This window comes from Streptomyces sp. NPDC090119, assembly GCF_044747085.1.
Taxonomy (GTDB): Bacteria; Actinomycetota; Actinomycetes; order Streptomycetales; family Streptomycetaceae; genus Streptomyces.
The window spans coordinates 614,754-630,910 of the sequence record NZ_JBIVDK010000005.1 but is presented as its reverse complement, the minus strand read 5'-3'; the positions used below and the strand labels follow the sequence as shown (position 1 = coordinate 630,910).

The 16,157-nt window shown below is 71.3% G+C and carries 16 protein-coding genes and 3 tRNA genes; 10 read left to right on the top strand and 9 right to left on the bottom strand.

Features of this window, described 5'->3' with window-relative positions; translation table 11 throughout:
* Window positions 1-269 precede the first annotated feature (269 nt).
* Window positions 270-518, top strand: coding sequence for a DUF3073 domain-containing protein (locus ACIPPM_RS24425; protein ID WP_389003307.1), 249 nt, complete (start codon window positions 270-272; stop codon window positions 516-518).
* A 119-nt stretch (window positions 519-637) separates the two neighbouring features.
* Here the strand turns inward: ACIPPM_RS24425 and purM are convergent, their stop codons facing one another.
* From purM to ACIPPM_RS24400, 5 genes are all read right to left on the bottom strand, one after another.
* Complete coding sequence (gene purM, locus ACIPPM_RS24420) at window positions 638-1,708, bottom strand: phosphoribosylformylglycinamidine cyclo-ligase (protein ID WP_401451383.1); 1,071 nt, start codon at window positions 1,706-1,708, stop codon at window positions 638-640.
* 44 nt (window positions 1,709-1,752) lie between these two features.
* Window positions 1,753-3,282 (bottom strand): amidophosphoribosyltransferase, encoded by a 1,530-nt coding sequence (purF, locus tag ACIPPM_RS24415; RefSeq protein ID WP_389003313.1) that lies wholly within the window; start codon window positions 3,280-3,282, stop codon window positions 1,753-1,755.
* 200 nt (window positions 3,283-3,482) lie between these two features.
* Window positions 3,483-3,923 (bottom strand): META domain-containing protein, encoded by a 441-nt coding sequence (locus tag ACIPPM_RS24410; protein WP_401451381.1) that lies wholly within the window; start codon window positions 3,921-3,923, stop codon window positions 3,483-3,485.
* A gap of 58 nt (window positions 3,924-3,981) precedes the next feature.
* Window positions 3,982-4,737 (bottom strand): sterol carrier family protein, encoded by a 756-nt coding sequence (locus ACIPPM_RS24405; protein WP_401451378.1) that lies wholly within the window; start codon window positions 4,735-4,737, stop codon window positions 3,982-3,984.
* Between the two features lie 10 nt (window positions 4,738-4,747).
* Window positions 4,748-5,407 (bottom strand): TetR family transcriptional regulator, encoded by a 660-nt coding sequence (locus ACIPPM_RS24400; protein WP_401451375.1) that lies wholly within the window; start codon window positions 5,405-5,407, stop codon window positions 4,748-4,750.
* Between the two features lie 96 nt (window positions 5,408-5,503).
* On the opposite strand from ACIPPM_RS24400, the gene ACIPPM_RS24395 reads away from it, so the two are divergent.
* Window positions 5,504-6,970: an MFS transporter gene (locus ACIPPM_RS24395; RefSeq protein ID WP_401451373.1), complete on the top strand. Its 1,467-nt coding sequence runs from the start codon at window positions 5,504-5,506 to the stop codon at window positions 6,968-6,970.
* 67 nt (window positions 6,971-7,037) lie between these two features.
* Here ACIPPM_RS24395 and purL read toward each other — a convergent pair whose 3' ends face one another.
* Genes purL through purS form a run of 3 tightly spaced genes read right to left on the bottom strand, consistent with a single transcriptional unit; the run spans window position 7,038 to window position 10,233 of the window.
* Entirely contained in the window at window positions 7,038-9,296 is a 2,259-nt protein-coding gene (gene purL, locus ACIPPM_RS24390; RefSeq protein ID WP_401451371.1) for a phosphoribosylformylglycinamidine synthase subunit PurL, read from the bottom strand.
* Window positions 9,293-9,973, bottom strand: a complete 681-nt coding sequence (gene purQ / locus ACIPPM_RS24385) for a phosphoribosylformylglycinamidine synthase subunit PurQ (protein WP_401451369.1) — start codon at window positions 9,971-9,973, stop codon at window positions 9,293-9,295. Before purQ ends, purL begins: the two co-directional genes overlap by 4 nt.
* Window positions 9,970-10,233: a phosphoribosylformylglycinamidine synthase subunit PurS gene (gene purS, locus ACIPPM_RS24380; RefSeq protein ID WP_401451367.1), complete on the bottom strand. Its 264-nt coding sequence runs from the start codon at window positions 10,231-10,233 to the stop codon at window positions 9,970-9,972. Before purS ends, purQ begins: the two co-directional genes overlap by 4 nt.
* Before the next feature lie 269 nt (window positions 10,234-10,502).
* Between purS and ACIPPM_RS24375 the strand changes: the two genes are divergently transcribed.
* The 8 genes from ACIPPM_RS24375 to ACIPPM_RS24340 all read left to right on the top strand — a co-directional run bounded on the left by ACIPPM_RS24375 (window position 10,503) and on the right by ACIPPM_RS24340 (window position 15,172).
* Window positions 10,503-10,820: an Lsr2 family protein gene (locus tag ACIPPM_RS24375; RefSeq protein WP_389003337.1), complete on the top strand. Its 318-nt coding sequence runs from the start codon at window positions 10,503-10,505 to the stop codon at window positions 10,818-10,820.
* Between the two features lie 156 nt (window positions 10,821-10,976).
* Window positions 10,977-11,048: transfer RNA gene (locus ACIPPM_RS24370), tRNA-Gly, on the top strand.
* A gap of 79 nt (window positions 11,049-11,127) precedes the next feature.
* Window positions 11,128-11,200, top strand: a tRNA-Gly gene (locus ACIPPM_RS24365).
* A gap of 135 nt (window positions 11,201-11,335) precedes the next feature.
* On the top strand, window positions 11,336-12,292 hold the full coding sequence (locus ACIPPM_RS24360; protein WP_401451519.1) for an ABC transporter ATP-binding protein: 957 nt from the start codon (window positions 11,336-11,338) through the stop codon (window positions 12,290-12,292).
* Window positions 12,289-13,095: an ABC transporter permease gene (locus ACIPPM_RS24355; protein WP_401451365.1), complete on the top strand. Its 807-nt coding sequence runs from the start codon at window positions 12,289-12,291 to the stop codon at window positions 13,093-13,095. The genes ACIPPM_RS24360 and ACIPPM_RS24355 overlap by 4 nt, the downstream gene beginning before the upstream one ends.
* A 41-nt stretch (window positions 13,096-13,136) precedes the next feature.
* Window positions 13,137-14,417: a histidine kinase gene (locus ACIPPM_RS24350; protein WP_401451363.1), complete on the top strand. Its 1,281-nt coding sequence runs from the start codon at window positions 13,137-13,139 to the stop codon at window positions 14,415-14,417.
* A gap of 29 nt (window positions 14,418-14,446) precedes the next feature.
* Complete coding sequence (locus tag ACIPPM_RS24345; RefSeq protein WP_401451361.1) at window positions 14,447-15,073, top strand: response regulator transcription factor; 627 nt, start codon at window positions 14,447-14,449, stop codon at window positions 15,071-15,073.
* Between the two features lie 23 nt (window positions 15,074-15,096).
* A tRNA-Gly gene (locus ACIPPM_RS24340) sits at window positions 15,097-15,172 on the top strand.
* A gap of 39 nt (window positions 15,173-15,211) precedes the next feature.
* Here ACIPPM_RS24340 and ACIPPM_RS24335 read toward each other — a convergent pair.
* On the bottom strand, window positions 15,212-16,108 hold the full coding sequence (locus ACIPPM_RS24335; RefSeq protein WP_401451359.1) for a phosphoribosylaminoimidazolesuccinocarboxamide synthase: 897 nt from the start codon (window positions 16,106-16,108) through the stop codon (window positions 15,212-15,214).
* Window positions 16,109-16,157 lie beyond the last annotated feature (49 nt).

Below are 16,157 nucleotides of genomic sequence, written 5' to 3'. Positions count from 1 at the left end.
TACCCGCCGGGGGCAACTTGGAGAGAACTGTCACTTCCGTCGGCGGGTCGTACCCCGATAAGTGGTTAAAATCGCCATTGACCAGCGAGGACAGGGCACCTCGCGGGTCCTGTGCACACGCGCGTGCTGCGGGCGACGTACCGTATGGGCGCGGGCTCAGGTACCGTGGAAGCCCTACGGACCGGCCTCTCTACGGGGAGTCCGTTTCGGATCATGAACGCGTGTCAGACTCTGGGGCCGTTGAGCCCCGTCACCGAGGGGGTCGAGCCATGGGGCGCGGCCGGGCCAAGGCCAAGCAGACGAAGGTCGCCCGCCAGCTGAAGTACAACAGCGGTGGGACTGATCTGTCGCGTCTGGCCAGTGAACTGGGCGCATCGACTTCGAACGAGCCGCCGAACAGCGAGCCGTTCGAGGACGATGAGGGCGACGAGGAAGACCTCTACTCCCGTTACGCCGACCTCTATGAGGACGACGAGGACGAGGACGACGGTCCCTCACAGCACCGTCGCGGCGCTTGACCTTGCACTGAGCATGTCGCATTGAGCAGCCGAAGACCGGTCGGTGGCACTGCCACCGACCGGCTTCTGTGCTGTCCGGGGCCGAGCGGCCCCCGCCGCTGGGCCCCGCTGGACACCGCTTAGACCAGATAGTCGCCGACGAGCCCGGCCGCGGTCTCCTGCTCGCCGCGCTCGGCGATCGTGCCGGCCACCCAGGCGTCGACGCCCCGGTCGGCCAGCGTGGTCAGCGCCGCCTCGGCGGACTCGGCCGGGACGACGGCCATCATGCCGACGCCCATGTTCAGGGTCTTCTCCAGCTCCAGGCGCTCGACGTCGCCCGTCCGGCCGACCAGGTCGAAGATCGCGCCCGGCGTCCAGGTGGAGCGGTCCACGGTGGCGTACAGCCCGTCCGGGATCACCCGGGCCAGGTTGGCCGCGAGGCCGCCGCCGGTGATGTGCGAGAAGGCGTGCACCTCGGTGGTGCGGGTCAGCGCCAGGCAGTCCAGCGAGTAGATCTTCGTGGGCTCCAGCAGCTCCTCGCCGAGCGTCCGGCCCAGCTCCGCGATCTCGCTCTCCAGCGCCAGCCCGGCCCGCTCCAGCAGGACGTGACGGACCAGGGAGTACCCGTTGGAGTGAAGCCCGGAGGACGCCATGGCGATCACCACGTCGCCGGAGCGGATGCGGTCGGGGCCCAGCAGCCGGTCGGCCTCCACCACGCCGGTACCGGCACCGGCGACGTCGAAGTCGTCCGGGCCGAGCAGGCCGGGGTGCTCGGCGGTCTCGCCGCCCACCAGGGCGCACCCGGCGAGCACGCAGCCCTCCGCGATGCCCTTGACGATCGCGGCGACCCGCTCGGGGTGGACCTTGCCGACGCAGATGTAGTCGGTCATGAACAGCGGCTCGGCGCCGCACACCACGATGTCGTCCATGACCATGGCGACCAGGTCGTGCCCGATGGTGTCGTACACGCCGAGGCGGCGCGCGATGTCGACCTTGGTGCCGACGCCGTCCGTGGCGGAGGCGAGCAGCGGGCGCTCGTAGCGCTTGAGGGCGGAGGCGTCGAAGAGGCCGGCGAAGCCGCCGATGCCGCCGAGGACCTCGGGGCGGCGCGTCTTGCGCACCCATTCCTTCATCAGCTCGACGGCGCGGTCGCCCGCCTCGATGTCGACGCCCGCGCTCGCGTAGCTGGCACCCGTGGTCTCAGAGGACATGACTGTAAGACAACTTTCCTGTCGTACGGCTCGGTCGGCGCGGCTCAGGGACGCCGGATGGCGTCGGCCGCGGCGGTGGCGGCGGTCCCGGCCGCCAGCTCGGTCTCCAGCAGCTGCTTGCCGAGCAGCTCCGGGTCGGGCAGGTCCATCGGGTACTCGCCGTCGAAGCAGGCCCGGCACAGGTTCGGCTTGGCGATGGTGGTCGCCTCGATCATGCCGTCGATAGAGATGTACGCGAGCGAGTCGGCGCCCAGGCTGGTGCCGATCTCCTCGATCGTCATGCCGTTGGCGATCAGCTCGGCGCGGGTGGCGAAGTCGATGCCGAAGAAGCAGGGCCACTTCACCGGGGGCGAGGAGATCCGGATGTGGACCTCGGCGGCGCCCGCCTCGCGCAGCATGCGGACCAGGGCCCGCTGGGTGTTGCCGCGCACGATCGAGTCGTCCACGACGACCAGGCGCTTGCCCTTGATGACTTCCTTGAGCGGGTTCAGCTTCAGCCGGATGCCGAGCTGGCGGATCGTCTGCGAGGGCTGGATGAAGGTCCGGCCGACGTAGGCGTTCTTCACCAGGCCGTTGCCGAAGGGGATGCCGGACGCCTCGGCGTAGCCGATCGCGGCCGGGGTGCCGGACTCCGGGGTCGCTATGACCAGGTCGGCCTCGGCGGGCGCCTCCTTGGCGAGGCGGCGGCCCATCTCCACCCGGGACAGGTAGACGTTCCGGCCCGCGATGTCGGTGTCCGGGCGGGCCAGGTACACGTACTCGAAGACACAGCCCTTGGGCTTCGCTTCCGCGAACCGGGAGCTGCGCAGGCCGTTCTCGTCGATGGCGATGAACTCGCCCGGCTCGATCTCCCGGACGTAGGACGCGCCGCAGATGTCGAGGGCCGCGGACTCGGAGGCGACCACCCAGCCGCGCTCCAGCCGGCCGAGGACCAGCGGGCGGATGCCCTGCGGGTCGCGGGCGGCGTAGAGGGTGTGCTCGTCCATGAAGACGAGGCTGAACGCGCCCTGGACCTTCGGGAGCACCGCGTGCGCGGCCTCCTCGATGGTCAGCGGCTTGCCGTCCTCGTCGACCTGGGCGGCGAGGAGTGCCGTCAGCAGGTCGGTGTCGTTGGTGGCCGCGACGCGGGTGGAGCGGCCGTTGGTGTCCTTGGGCAGGTCGGCGACCATCTCCGCCAGCTGGGCGGTGTTGACCAGGTTGCCGTTGTGGCCGAGCGCGATCGAACCGTGCGCGGTGGCGCGGAACGTCGGCTGGGCGTTCTCCCACACGGAGGCGCCGGTGGTCGAGTAGCGGGCGTGTCCGACCGCGATATGACCCTGGAGCGAACCGAGTGAGGTTTCGTCGAAGACCTGGGAGACCAGGCCCATGTCCTTGAAGACGAGGATCTGGGAGCCGTTGCTGACCGCGATACCCGCGGATTCCTGGCCCCGGTGCTGGAGGGCGTAGAGCCCGAAGTACGCGAGCTTTGCGACCTCTTCGCCGGGCGCCCAGACCCCGAAGACGCCGCAAGCGTCCTGGGGGCCTTTTTCGCCGGGAAGCAGATCGTGATTGAGTCGACCGTCACCACGTGGCACGTTGTCGAGTGTAGGCGAGGCCGACCGCTGGGCCGAATTGGGGATATGTGGCCCTCGCCGAACTCGGACTCGCGATCACTTTGGTGGATTCTGCGTTTGTGCAGGTCAGAGAGGTGAGCGTCAGGCGGGTCGCGGGTGCGTGGGGCTCAGGCGACGCTTGTGGGGCCGCTGGGGCCCGGCCCCGAGTGAGGTGTCGCACATCATTTGGCGGCGCTCGGCGTGAGCTGGACGCGCGCTCCCTTCTCCGCGGTGAGGGTGAGGGTGCCGTCGTCGGTGCGTGCCGTGAGCGCGCCGGAGTTCAGGGCGCGGGTGAGGGCACGTTCGAAGGTCATCCGGGGTTCGTCGCACGCCATCCGGGTCGTGCGCAGGGTGCCGAAGTCGATCCGGCCGTCGTCGATGGTGGTGGGCGCGGAGAACGTGTTGCAGCCGAGGTTGCCGGTCGCCCGGCCGTCGTCGCCGATGCGGATACGGGCCGCCGCGGGGGCGCGGTGCGTGGTGCCGCCCTCGGTGACGCTGTCCACCCGCCAGTCGGTGCCGGTGAGCTTGGGCGGCGGGGCCACCGAGCCGCTGCCGGGGTCGGCGGTGTCGTTCCCACAGGCCACCGCGAGCGGTACGAGCGCGGCGGCCACGGTCAGTGTCATGCGCTGCGTGTGCCGGTCCATGCCGGTTCGACGTGCGCGGTACCGCCGGGGTTCCCCGCTATCGGCCGAGTGGCAGCAGTCCGGAGAGGTCGGCGCGTTCCCCGCTCGCGCTCACCTCGGCCTGCTCGACGGCGTCCGCCCAGGTCAGACGGCCGGTGGCGAGGCGGACCCAGGTGAGCGGGCCGGTCTCGACCACGTTGGGCGGTGTCCCCCGTGTGTGTCGGACCCCCTCCACGCACTGCACCACCGCGTACGGCGGCACCCGTACCTCGGTGGAGCCGCCGGGCGCCTTCACGGCGAGGGCGTCCGCGAGCAGCCGGGTCGCGGCGGCGAGCGCGTGCCGGTCCAGCGGCACGTCGAGTCCGGGCACGGCGTCGGACAGGTCGTCGGCGGCGAGGACCAGCTCGACGGCCCGGGTGACCAGGTACTCGTTGAGCGGCAGCACCCCGGCCCCGGTGTCCACCAGCGGGCTGCCGGGGTGGTCGGCCAGCAGGGCGCGCAGATCGTCCTCGGCGCCACCGAGATCGAGCGGGACCGGCGTGAAGGCGACGGCCCTGCGCAGCGGCCACTCCGCGAGCGGCAACGTCTGCTTGAACTTCGCCGGCCGCTCGACCGCCTGCCGGACGGCGACGACGGACGCGGCGACGTGCGCGGCCAGCTCCCGCACGGTCATCCCCTCCCGCCGCGTGGGCAGCGCGAGTTGATCGGGGGCGAGGCCCTCCACGGCCTCCCGCACCGCCCCGAGCTGCGCGAGCACGGCGGCACGGGTCCGGAGCGGGTCGTACTTGCGGGGGCGCTTCTTGGCCGGGGGCATGGCGGTGAGCCTATGCGCCCTCGGCACCGCCGGACTCCCGGACGGCGTAACCCCGCAGGCCGCTCTCGATCAGGTCGAAGGCGGCTCGGGCGCGCTCGGGCGCCTCGGCGACGATCAGATCCAGGCTCTCGCCCTCGGCCACCCGGCGGTGGTGCTCCTCGATCAGCGCGTTGCGGGCGGCGCTGAGGGTGGCGGCGGCGACGGTGGCCCGCATCAGGTCGCCGGTCTCGGCGGCCAGCAGCGCGGTGAGTTCCCGGGCACCGCGCTGGGCGGCGAGGAGGGCGCGCTCGGTCAGCACCGGGGTGGCGAGCACCAGTTGGCGGATCTGGCGGGCGAACGGCTCGGGGTTGAGGCCGATCGCGGGGTCGCGGTTCTCGACCATCTCCAGGAACTGCCTGCGTACGGCGGCCACGGCCGACTCGCCCGGTGCCCGGTCGCGCACGGCGCGGGCGGCGTCCGCGAAGTGCTCCTCCATCGGCTTGAAGACCAGGTCTTCCTTGGTGGGGAAGTAGTTGAAGACGGTCATCTTGGAGACCTCGGCGGCATCCGCGATCTCCTGCACGGACACGCTCTCGAAACCCCGCTCCACGAACAGGTCGATCGCGGCCCGGTGGATTCGTCGCCCCGTCTGCAGCTTCTTGCGCTCGCGCAGCCCCATCGCCTCAGCCATGCGCCCAACTTACCGCGCCCAACTTTAGGCCAAGATGAACTTTGAGCCGAGATAAAACATTGACTCGGTATATGAATAGCGGGCATGGTGTCGCTCATGACTGCGACCCAGCGCCGCCTCGCCACGCTCGTCTGCCTGGTCACGATCGTCCTGGCCGTCCTCGACCTGCAGATCGTGTCCGCCGCGACCGTCCCGATCGTCCGGGACCTCGATCCGGCCCATGGCATCGCCAGGATTCCCTGGCTGGTCAGCGCGTTCTCCCTGGCCTCCGCCGCGATGCTGCCGCTCTACGGAAAGCTCTGCGACACGCTCGGCGCCAAGCCCGTCTTCCTCGGCGCGCTCGGCGCCTTCCTGACCGGCTCGGCGCTGTGCGGCGCGGCCCCTTCGCTGGGCTGGCTGATCGCGTCCCGCGCGGTGCAGGGCGTCGGCGCGGGCGGCCTGATGAGCGTCACCATGGTGGTGATCGCGCAGCTCAGGGAGCCCGGCGCGGAGCGGAACAAGGGCGCGGGCACGGGCGGGGTGGTCGCGGGCGGCGGCATGGCGGTCGGGCCCTGGCTCGGCGGCTTCCTCGCCCAGCACGCGAGCTGGCGGTGGGCCTTCCTCATCAACCTGCCCCTCGGCGTCGCCGCGCTGGTCACCGCCGTGATCGTCCTCAGGCTCCCGCGCGGCACCCGCTCGCACGCCATCGACTTCCCCGGCGCCGCCCTCGCCGCGGGCTTCGCGACCACCCTGCTGCTGGCCACCGAGTGGGGCGGCAAGCAGTACGCGTGGGCCTCGCCGCAGATCATCGGCCTGGTCCTGGGCTGCGTCGCCGCGCTCGTGCTGCTGCTCGTCCGCCAGGCCCGCGCGGCCGAGCCGATCCTGCCGCTGCCGATGTTCCGGGTGCCCGAACTCCGCCTCGGCTTCGCCATCCAGGGCCTGATCGGGCTGGCCATGACCGGTGCGACGTACTACGTGCTGATCTACCTCCAGCTCGTCCGCGCCGTCCCCAGCTCCGCCGCGGGGCTGTTCCTGGTGCCGATGGCGGTGGGCATCATGACCGTCGGCCTGCTCACCGGTCGGCTCACCGCACGCGGCTGGTCCGAGCGGACGTTCGTGATCAGCGGCGCGACCGTCACCCTGGCCGCGTTCCTCCTGCTGGCCGACACCGGCACCACCACCTCGCTCTGGCAGGTGCGCGGCGCCCTGCTGCTGCTCGGCGCCGGGTTCGGGCAACTCCTCGGCCAGCTCATCCAGCTGGTGCAGGCCGCCGCCCCGGCGCGGCAGCTCGGGGTGGCCACCACCGCCGTCCGCTTCTTCCAGACCCTCGGCACCGCGCTCGGCGCCGCACTCTTCGGCTCGCTGATCAGCCGCCTCTACGACGGCCCCGGCGACGTCGGCTCCCTGGCCGCGCTGCGGGGTACGGACCGGGTGCGGGGCATGACCGCGTACGTCTCCGCCACCGACACGGTGTTCCTGTGCGGCGCCGGGATCATGCTGGTGTGCCTGCTGCTGGCGCTGCGGCTGCCGAGGCGGCGGGCCGTTCCGGGCGAGCCGGTGCTGCGGGAGCCGGTTCCGGCATAGCGAGGGCATGGGCAGCACGAGGCCCCCCGCTCGGGAAGCGGGGGGCCTCGTCCGTCACATCCGGTGCCTATGCCAGCAGCGCCGGGATGGTGTTCTCGTGCGCCTCGCGCAGCTCGGCCAGGGGCAGGGTGAACGCGCCCTGGATGTCGACCGAGTCACCGTCGACGACACCGATCCGGGTGGCCGGGAGGCCCCGCGCGCCGCACATGTCGGTGAAGCGCAGCTCCTCCGAGCGGGGTACGGCGACGAGGGCGCGGCCCGCCGACTCCGAGAGGAGGAAGGTGAACGCGTCCAGACCGTCCGGGACGATCAGCCGCGCGCCCTTCTCCCCGAGCAGCGCCGACTCGACCACGGCCTGGATCAGACCGCCGTCGGAGAGGTCGTGCGCGGAGTCGATCATGCCGTCACGGGAGGCGGAGATCAGGATCTCGGCGAGCAGCCGCTCCCGCTCCAGGTCGACCTTCGGGGGCAGCCCGCCGAGGTGGTCGTGGACGACCTGCGACCAGGCCGAGCCGCCGAACTCCTCGGAGGTGTCGCCCAGCAGGTAGAGGAGCTGGCCCTCCTCCTGGAAGGCGACCGGGGTGCGCCGGGCCACGTCGTCGATGACGCCGAGCACCGCGACCACCGGGGTCGGGTGGATCGCCGCCTCGCCGGTCTGGTTGTACAGCGAGACGTTGCCGCCGGTCACCGGGGTACCGAGCTGGAGGCAGCCGTCCGCCAGACCGCGCACGGCCTCCGCGAACTGCCACATCACGGCCGGGTCCTCGGGCGAACCGAAGTTCAGGCAGTCGGAGACCGCAAGGGGCTTCGCGCCGGTCGTGGCCACGTTCCGGTACGCCTCCGCCAGCGCCAGCTGCGCACCCGTGTACGGGTCGAGCTTGGCGTAGCGGCCGTTACCGTCGGTGGCGATGGCGACGCCGAGGCCGGTCTCCTCGTCCACGCGGATCATGCCGGAGTCCTCCGGCTGCGCGAGGACGGTGTTGCCCTGCACGAAGTGGTCGTACTGCGAGGTGATCCACTTCTTCGACGCCTGGTTGGGCGACGCGACCAGCTTCAGGACCTGCTCGCGCAGTTCCTCGGGCGTGGCCGGGCGGGGCAGCTTGTTGGCGTCGTCGGCCTGGAGGGCGTCCTGCCAGTCGGGGCGGGCGTAGGGACGCTCGTAGACCGGGCCGTCGTGGGCGACGGTGCGCGGGTCGACGTCGACGATCTTCTCCCCGTGCCAGAAGATCTCCAGCCGGTCGCCGTCGGTGACCTCACCGATGACGGTGGCGATGACGTCCCACTTCTCGCAGATCTCCAGGAAGCGGTCGACCTTCTCCGGCTCGACCACCGCGCACATGCGTTCCTGCGACTCGCTCATGAGGATCTCCTCCGGCGAGAGCGTGGAGTCGCGCAGCGGTACGTCGTCGAGCGTGACGCGCATGCCGCCGGAGCCGTTGGAGGCCAGCTCGCTCGTCGCGCAGGACAGGCCCGCCGCGCCGAGGTCCTGGATGCCGACGACGAGCTTCTCCTTGAACGCCTCCAGGGTGCACTCGATGAGGAGCTTCTCCTGGAAGGGGTCGCCGACCTGCACCGCGGGGCGCTTGGAGGGCTTGGCGTCGTCGAAGGTCTCGGAGGCCAGGATCGAGGCGCCGCCGATGCCGTCGCCGCCGGTCCGGGCGCCGTAGAGGATGACCTTGTTGCCGGTGCCGGAGGCCTTCGCGAGGTGGATGTCCTCGTGTCGCATGACGCCGATGGCACCGGCGTTCACCAGCGGGTTGCCCTGGTAGCAGGCGTCGAAGACGACCTCGCCGCCGATGTTGGGCAGGCCCAGACAGTTGCCGTAGCCGCCGATGCCCGCGACCACGCCGGGCAGCACCCGCTTGGTGTCGGGGTGGTCGGCGGCGCCGAAGCGCAGCGGGTCCACGACCGCGACCGGGCGGGCGCCCATGGCGATGATGTCGCGCACGATGCCGCCCACGCCCGTGGCCGCGCCCTGGTAGGGCTCGACGTAGGAGGGGTGGTTGTGCGACTCGACCTTGAAGGTGACGGCGTAGCCCTGGCCGACGTCCACCACACCGGCGTTCTCACCGATGCCGACGAGCATGGCGTCCGAGTGGGGCGCCTTCTCGCCGAACTGGCGCAGGTGGACCTTGGAGGACTTGTACGAGCAGTGCTCGGACCACATCACCGAGTACATGGCGAGCTCGGCACCGGTCGGGCGGCGGCCGAGGATCTCGACCACGCGCTCGTACTCGTCCTTCTTCAGGCCGAGTTCGGCCCAGGGAAGCTCGACGTCGGGGGTCGCGGCCGCGTTGTCGACCGTGTCCAGAGGCGTCCGGCTCATGCGTTGACCAGCTTCTTCAGGATCGAGGTGAAGAACGGGAGGCCGTCGGTGCGGCCGGTTCCGATCAGCGGCTCGACGGCGTGCTCGGGGTGCGGCATGAGGCCGACGACGTTCCCGGCCTCGTTGGTGATGCCGGCGATGTCGCGCAGCGAGCCGTTGGGGTTCACGTCCAGGTAGCGGAAGACCACCCGGCCCTCCGCCTCCAGCTCGTCGAGCGTGTACGCGTCGGCGACGTACCGGCCGTCCATGTTCTTCAGCGGGATGTGGATCTCCTGGCCCTGGCGGTAGTCGCCGGTCCAGGAGGTCTCCGCGTTCTCCACCCGCAGCTTCTGGTCGCGGCAGATGAAGTGGAGGTGGTCGTTGCCGAGCATCCCGCCGGGCAGCAGATGCGCCTCAGTGAGGACCTGGAAGCCGTTGCAGATACCGAGGACCGGAAGGCCGGCCTTCGCCTGCTCGATGACGGTCTCCATCACGGGCGAGAAGCGGGAGATCGCCCCGGCGCGCAGATAGTCGCCGTAGGAGAAACCGCCGGGCAGCACCACGGCGTCGACCTGCTTCAGGTCCTTGTCCTTGTGCCAGAGAGCCACCGGTTCGGCGCCCGCGAGGGTGATCGCGCGCCGGGTGTCACGGTCGTCGAGGCTTCCCGGAAATGTGACGACACCAATACGAGCGGTCACTCGGCGGCCCCCGCTACTTCCTCCACCTTCACGGTGAAGTCTTCGATCACGGTGTTGGCGAGGAAGGATTCCGCCAGATCACGGATGCGGGCGAGGGCGGCCTCGTCGACCGGCCCCTCCACTTCCAGCTCGAATCGCTTTCCCTGACGGACGTCCGAGATCCCTGCGAAACCCAGGCGCGGCAGCGCACGCTGGACCGCCTGGCCCTGGGGGTCGAGGATCTCCGGCTTGAGCATGACGTCGACTACGACGCGTGCCACTGGCACTCCCGATGTGTGGTGCTGAGCAGGTTCCTTCAGACTACCCGTACAAAATTTCTACGCGAGTAGAGTTGGAGGTTTCTACGTGACCCGCATCACGATCGGGTGTCGAACACCTGCCGTGATGAAAATTTCTGGGAAAGTTCTGCGGTCCACCCGTGATGCCTATTGAGCCGGGACACGCGGACGTATTCAGTAGGGCTTCCCATTTTATTGCCGGGCACTGTACAAATGAATTGGCGATAGCCGATACGAAAGGACCGATATCCGTGGCGCAAAAAGTCGTGGTCACGCTCTTCGACGACATCGACGGCTCGGAAGCGGCGGAAACGATCGCCTTCGGACTGGACGGCAAGTCGTACGAGATCGACCTGAACGAAACCAACGCCAAGAAACTGCGCAAGGCGCTCGCGCCCTACGTGGAGGCCGGCCGCAAACGCGCCCGGTCCGGGAAGGCGTACAAGCAGACCGAGGTCGCCCCCGACCCGGCGGCGATCCGCGCCTGGGCCCAGGCGAACAAGATGGAGGTCCCCGCGCGCGGCCGTATCCCGAAGAAGGTCTACGAGGCGTTCAGCGAGGCCCGCTGAGCCCGCACGGCGGACCCCTCAGGGCCCCGGAGCCCGGGCCCTGAGAGTCGTTCACCTGTCCTCGGGGGGAACCGACTTGCGCAACCCCCCTGCTGATCGGCTAATGTCTGGCACACGCCGAGGGGCGAGGCCGAAAGGCCGAAACCCACGGAGCGTGCGGGTGTAGTTCAGTAGTAGAACACCCCCCTTCCAGGGGGGAGGCGCAGTGTGCGATTCCTGTCACCCGCTCTGGCACCGGTCATGACCATCCTTTTGGATCAGGTAGGCTGGTGCTCGCACCGATCGGTGGGAGCCGGTCGGGAGCAGTGCGGACGTAGCTCAGTTGGTAGAGCGCAACCTTGCCAAGGTTGAGGTCGCGAGTTCGAGCCTCGTCGTCCGCTCAGAGAAAAGGCCCCGGTCTTCGGACCGGGGCCTTTTTCATGCCCGCTCGCCGGGCTGACATTTGTCATGCCGACCGATGACACCGCGCACTGCCGGACCGGCCGGGCCGCCGGGACGCTGGCTTCATGGACAGCATGGACAGCGACGAGCAAGAGCACGTGATCCAGGTCACCGACCTGTGGCGCGTCTACGGCACCGGGTTCGAGGCCGTGCGGGGCATCACCTTCTCCGTGGCCCGCGGGGAGGTCTTCGCCCTGCTCGGCACCAACGGCGCGGGCAAGACGTCGACCGTCGAGCTGCTGGAGGGGCTGGCCCGTCCGGCGGGCGGCCGGGTCCGGGTGTTCGGCCACGATCCCCACCGCGAGCGCGCCGCCGTACGCCCCCGTACCGGGGTCATGCTCCAGGAGGGCGGCTTCCCGGCCGACCTCACCGTCACGGAGACCGCCCGCATGTGGGCGGGGTGCACCAGCGGGGCCCGGCCCGGAGCGGAGGTGCTGGAGCGGGTCGGCCTGGCCGGGAAGAGCGGCGTACGCGTCAAGCAGCTGTCCGGCGGCGAGCGGCGACGGCTCGACCTGGCACTCGCGCTGCTCGGCGACCCCGAGGTGCTGTTCCTGGACGAGCCGACGACCGGACTGGACGCCGAAGGGCGCCGGGACACCTGGGAGTTGGTGCGCTCGCTGCGGGACGCGGGCACGACCGTGCTGCTCACGACGCACTATCTGGAGGAGGCGGAAGGGCTCGCCGACCGGCTCGCCATCCTGCACGAGGGGTCCATCGCCGTCACCGGCACACCGGCCGAGGTGACCGCGGACCGCCCGTCCAGCATCTCTTTCCGGCTGCCCGAGGGCTGGTTCCCCGGCGACCTGCCCCCGCTCCACGAGATGGGCGCCTGCGGCCACGACGTCGACGCCCGGACCATCCGGCTACGCACCCACGAACTGCAGCGCACCACCACCGAGTTGCTGCTGTGGGCCCGCGGGGCGGGGGTGGAACTGCGCGGGCTGGACGCCCGGTCCGCCTCGCTCGAGGAGGCGTTCCTCGAGATCGCACGCGAGACCTCCGGGTCCGGTCGGAAGGAGTACGCCCGATGAGCGGCACGCACCTCACCTCGCGCACCGCAGCCGCGGAACGCACCACCTCGCCGGGCCGCATGGCCGCGCTCGCCCGCGCCGAGCTGTCCTCGTTCGCGCGGAACCGGGGCACCCTGGCCGCCACCGTGCTCGTGCCGCTGGTCCTGCCGTTCAGCGTGCGCTCGGGGGTCGGGCAGATGGACCTGAAGGACGCGGGACTCACCGTCGGCCTGGTCATGGTGCCCGCGTCCATCGGCTTCTCGCTGCTGTTCGCCGTCTACTCCACCCTCGTCGGCGTGTTCGTCGCCCGGCGCGAACAGCTCGTCTTCAAGCGGCTGCGCACCGGCGAGCCGCGGGACGCCGAGATCCTCGCCGGTGCCGCGCTGCCCGCCGTCTGTGTCGCTCTCGCGCAGTGCGCGGTCCTGACGGCCGCGTGCACGGCCCTGCTGCACGTCCCCGCCCCGCGCGCTCCCCAACTCGCCCTGGTCGGCGTGGGCGTGGGGATGGTGATGTGCGGCGCGCTCGCCGCGCTCACCGCCGTCTGGACCCGGACCGCCGAGAGCGCCCAGCTCACCACGGTCCCCCTGGTGCTCCTCTCGGCACTCGGCTCCGGTGTCACCATCCCGCTGGAACTCTTCCCCGACCGGCTGGCCCGCCTCTGCGAACTGCTGCCGCTCACCCCGGTGATCACCCTGGTGCGCGCGGGCTGGACCGGCGACCTCGGCGCGGGCGAAGCCCTACGGGCCGTGACCGTCGCACTGGTCTGGACGGGCGTCGCCGTGTTTGCTGTACGGCGGTGGTTCCGGTGGGAGCCACGGCGCTGAACCGGCCGGGGCCGACGGTGCCCGGCGAAGGGGGGCGGGACATGCGCGGGCCGGTCGGCTGGTGGCGCCGGAAGAGCACTCCGGCCAAGGTCGAGACGTACACACGGTGGTCGTTCCACGTCTTCGCCGTGCTCGAGGTCGCGTCGGTCGGGCTTCCCCTCCTCTCGCATCTGCCGGGCGCCCAGGGAGCCTGGCTGGTCCTGCTCGTGTGCCTGCACGCCGCCGTCTGCGCGGCGACCGCGGCCCGGTCACTGGACTGGACGCGCGGCCTGCGCCCCCAGCCGGTACGGCTGCTGTGGACGCTGGCCGCCGTCACCGCCGCCGTCGCGGTGACCAGCGTCGCCGTCGCCCAGCACGGCCCGCACGGCGACGCCGCGTCGACGGGGACGGGAACGCTCTTCGCGGGCTCGCTCAGCTTCGGTGGCGGCACCATCGCGCTCGGTGTGCGCGACCGGCGCCGGGTGCTCGCGATCGTGGTGGGCTTCGCGGCCGGCGCGGGCCTGTACACCTACCCGCTCCACATCCCCGGGCTCACCGGGCTCGGCACGACGCTGGCGGTGCTGATCGGCGCCGGGTTCCTCGCCTTCACCTCCCTGTTCTCCGTCTGGCTGCTGAACGCCGTCTACGAGCTCGACGAGGCCCGCGAGACGCGCGCCCGGCTCGCCGTCGCGGAGGAGCGGCTGCGCTTCGGACGCGACCTGCACGACGTACTGGGCCGCAATCTGGCGGTGATCGCCCTGAAGGCCGAGCTGGCGGTGCGGCTGGGGCGGCGCGGCAGCCCGGAGGCGGTGGAGCAGATGATCGAGGCGCAGCGGCTGGCGCAGGAGTCGCAGCGCGAGGTGCGCGCGGTGGTGCGCGGCTACCGGGAGGTCGACCTCGCCGCGGAACTCGCAGGTGCCCAGGGCGTGTTGACGGCCGCCGGGATCGACTGCTCGATCACCGGCAGCCGGTCGGCGGCCGAGCTGCCGCTCCAGGTGCGGTCCGGCCTCGCCTGGGTGGTCCGGGAGGCCGCGACCAACGTGCTCCGGCACGGCGACCCCCGTGAGTGCGCGGTGACCCTCAGCGTGACGGACTCCGGTGTGGAGCTCTGCGTGGAGAACGACGGCGTACGCCCCGCGCCGCCCGGTGACCGCCCGGGCACGGGTCTGGCCGGTCTGCGCGAACGCCTGGCCGGACTCGACGGCACCCTGCGCGCCGGGCCCGTGGGGCCGGGCCGCTACCGGCTGACGGCGCGCGTGCCGCTGAGCCCGGCCGGGGACGCGGCGCCACGGGTCCCGTCCGACGGCGAGCCGGAGCTCTCGGCGGAGGGCACGCAGCGGTGAACCAGGTCCCATCGACCGACGAGGTCCCCATGACGACGACACCCCCCACTCGCGTACGGCTGCTGCTCGCCGACGACGAGCATCTGATCCGGGGCGCGCTGGCCGCGCTGCTCTCGCTGGAGGACGATCTGGTCGTCGTCGCGGAGGCGGCGAGCGGGCCGGAGGCGCTGGCGATGGCGCGGGCCCACGCCCCGGACGTGGCGGTGCTGGATCTGCAGATGCCGGGCGCCGACGGTGTGAGGGTGGCCACATCCCTGCGGGCCGAACTGCCCGACTGCCAGGTGCTGATCGTGACCGGGCACGGGCGCCCCGGCCATCTGAAGCGGGCGCTCGCGGCAGGGGTGCGGGGGTTCGTCCCGAAGACGGTCAGCGCCGAGCGGCTCGCCGAGATCATCCGGACCGTGCACGCCGGAAGCCGGTACGTCGACCCCGAGTTGGCCGCCGACGCGATCTCCGCCGGGGACTCCCCGCTGACCGCGCGGGAGGCCGAGGTGCTGGAACTGGCGGCCGACGGGGCACCGGTCACGGAGATCGCCGAGCGGGCCGCGCTGTCGCCGGGGACGGTGCGGAACTATCTGTCCTCGGCCGTCACCAAGCTGGGCGCGGAGAACCGGCACACCGCGGTGCGTCTCGCACGCGACCGGGGTTGGGTATAGTTGGCTCCGCGCCACGGCGCACTGCGGACGTAGCTCAGTTGGTAGAGCGCAACCTTGCCAAGGTTGAGGTCGCGAGTTCGAGCCTCGTCGTCCGCTCCATGAAGAAGCCCCCGGTTCTCGGACCGGGGGCTTCTCGCGTCACCAGCGGGTGCCGGTCAGCCGCTCGTACGCCTCGATGTACTTGGCGCGGGTGTCCGCCACGACCTGCTCGGGCAGCGCGGGCGGGGGCTGCTCGCTCTTGCGGTCCCAGCCGGACTCGGGGCCGGTCAGCCAGTCCCGCACGAACTGCTTGTCGTACGACGGCTGGGCGTGGCCCGGCTCGTAGGTCTCGGCCGGCCAGAAGCGGGACGAGTCCGGGGTGAGCACCTCGTCGGCGAGGACCAGGGTGTCGCCGTCGAAGCCGAACTCGAACTTGGTGTCCGCCAGCACGATCCCCCGGTCCCGGGCGATGTCCCGGGCGCGCGCGTACACCGCGAGGGTGCTCTGGCGGAGCTGGGCGGCGGTCTCGGCGCCGACCTGGCGGGCCACCTCCTCGTACGACACGTTCTCGTCGTGCTCGCCGACCTCGGCCTTGGTGGCCGGGGTGAAGATCGGGCCGGGCAGCTCCGAGCCGTCGACGAGGCCCTCGGGCAGCGCGAGCCCGCAGACCGTACGGGACTCCTGGTACTCCGCGAGGCCGGAGCCGGTCAGATAGCCGCGGGCCACGCACTCCACCGGGACCATGTCCAGCGACTTGCAGACCAGGGTGCGGCCCGCCCAGTCGGCCGGGGCGCCCTTCGGCAGGTCGGTGCTGATGACGTGGTTCGGCGCCAGGTCGCGCAGCTGGTCGAACCACCACAGCGACAGCTGGGTCAGCACCCGGCCCTTGTCGGGGATCTCGGTGGGCAGCACCCAGTCGTACGCGGAGATGCGGTCGCTGGCGACCATCACGAGGTCGCCCGCCGCGTCGCGGTACAGCTCGCGCACCTTGCCGGTGTGCAGGTGCACCAGCCCCGGAACCTGGATCGGCTCGGGCTTTTCTACGAATCCGGACACGGTTCCTCCCCGTGGTTCTGTCCAACTGCCTCGATTCTCCCGTATGCCG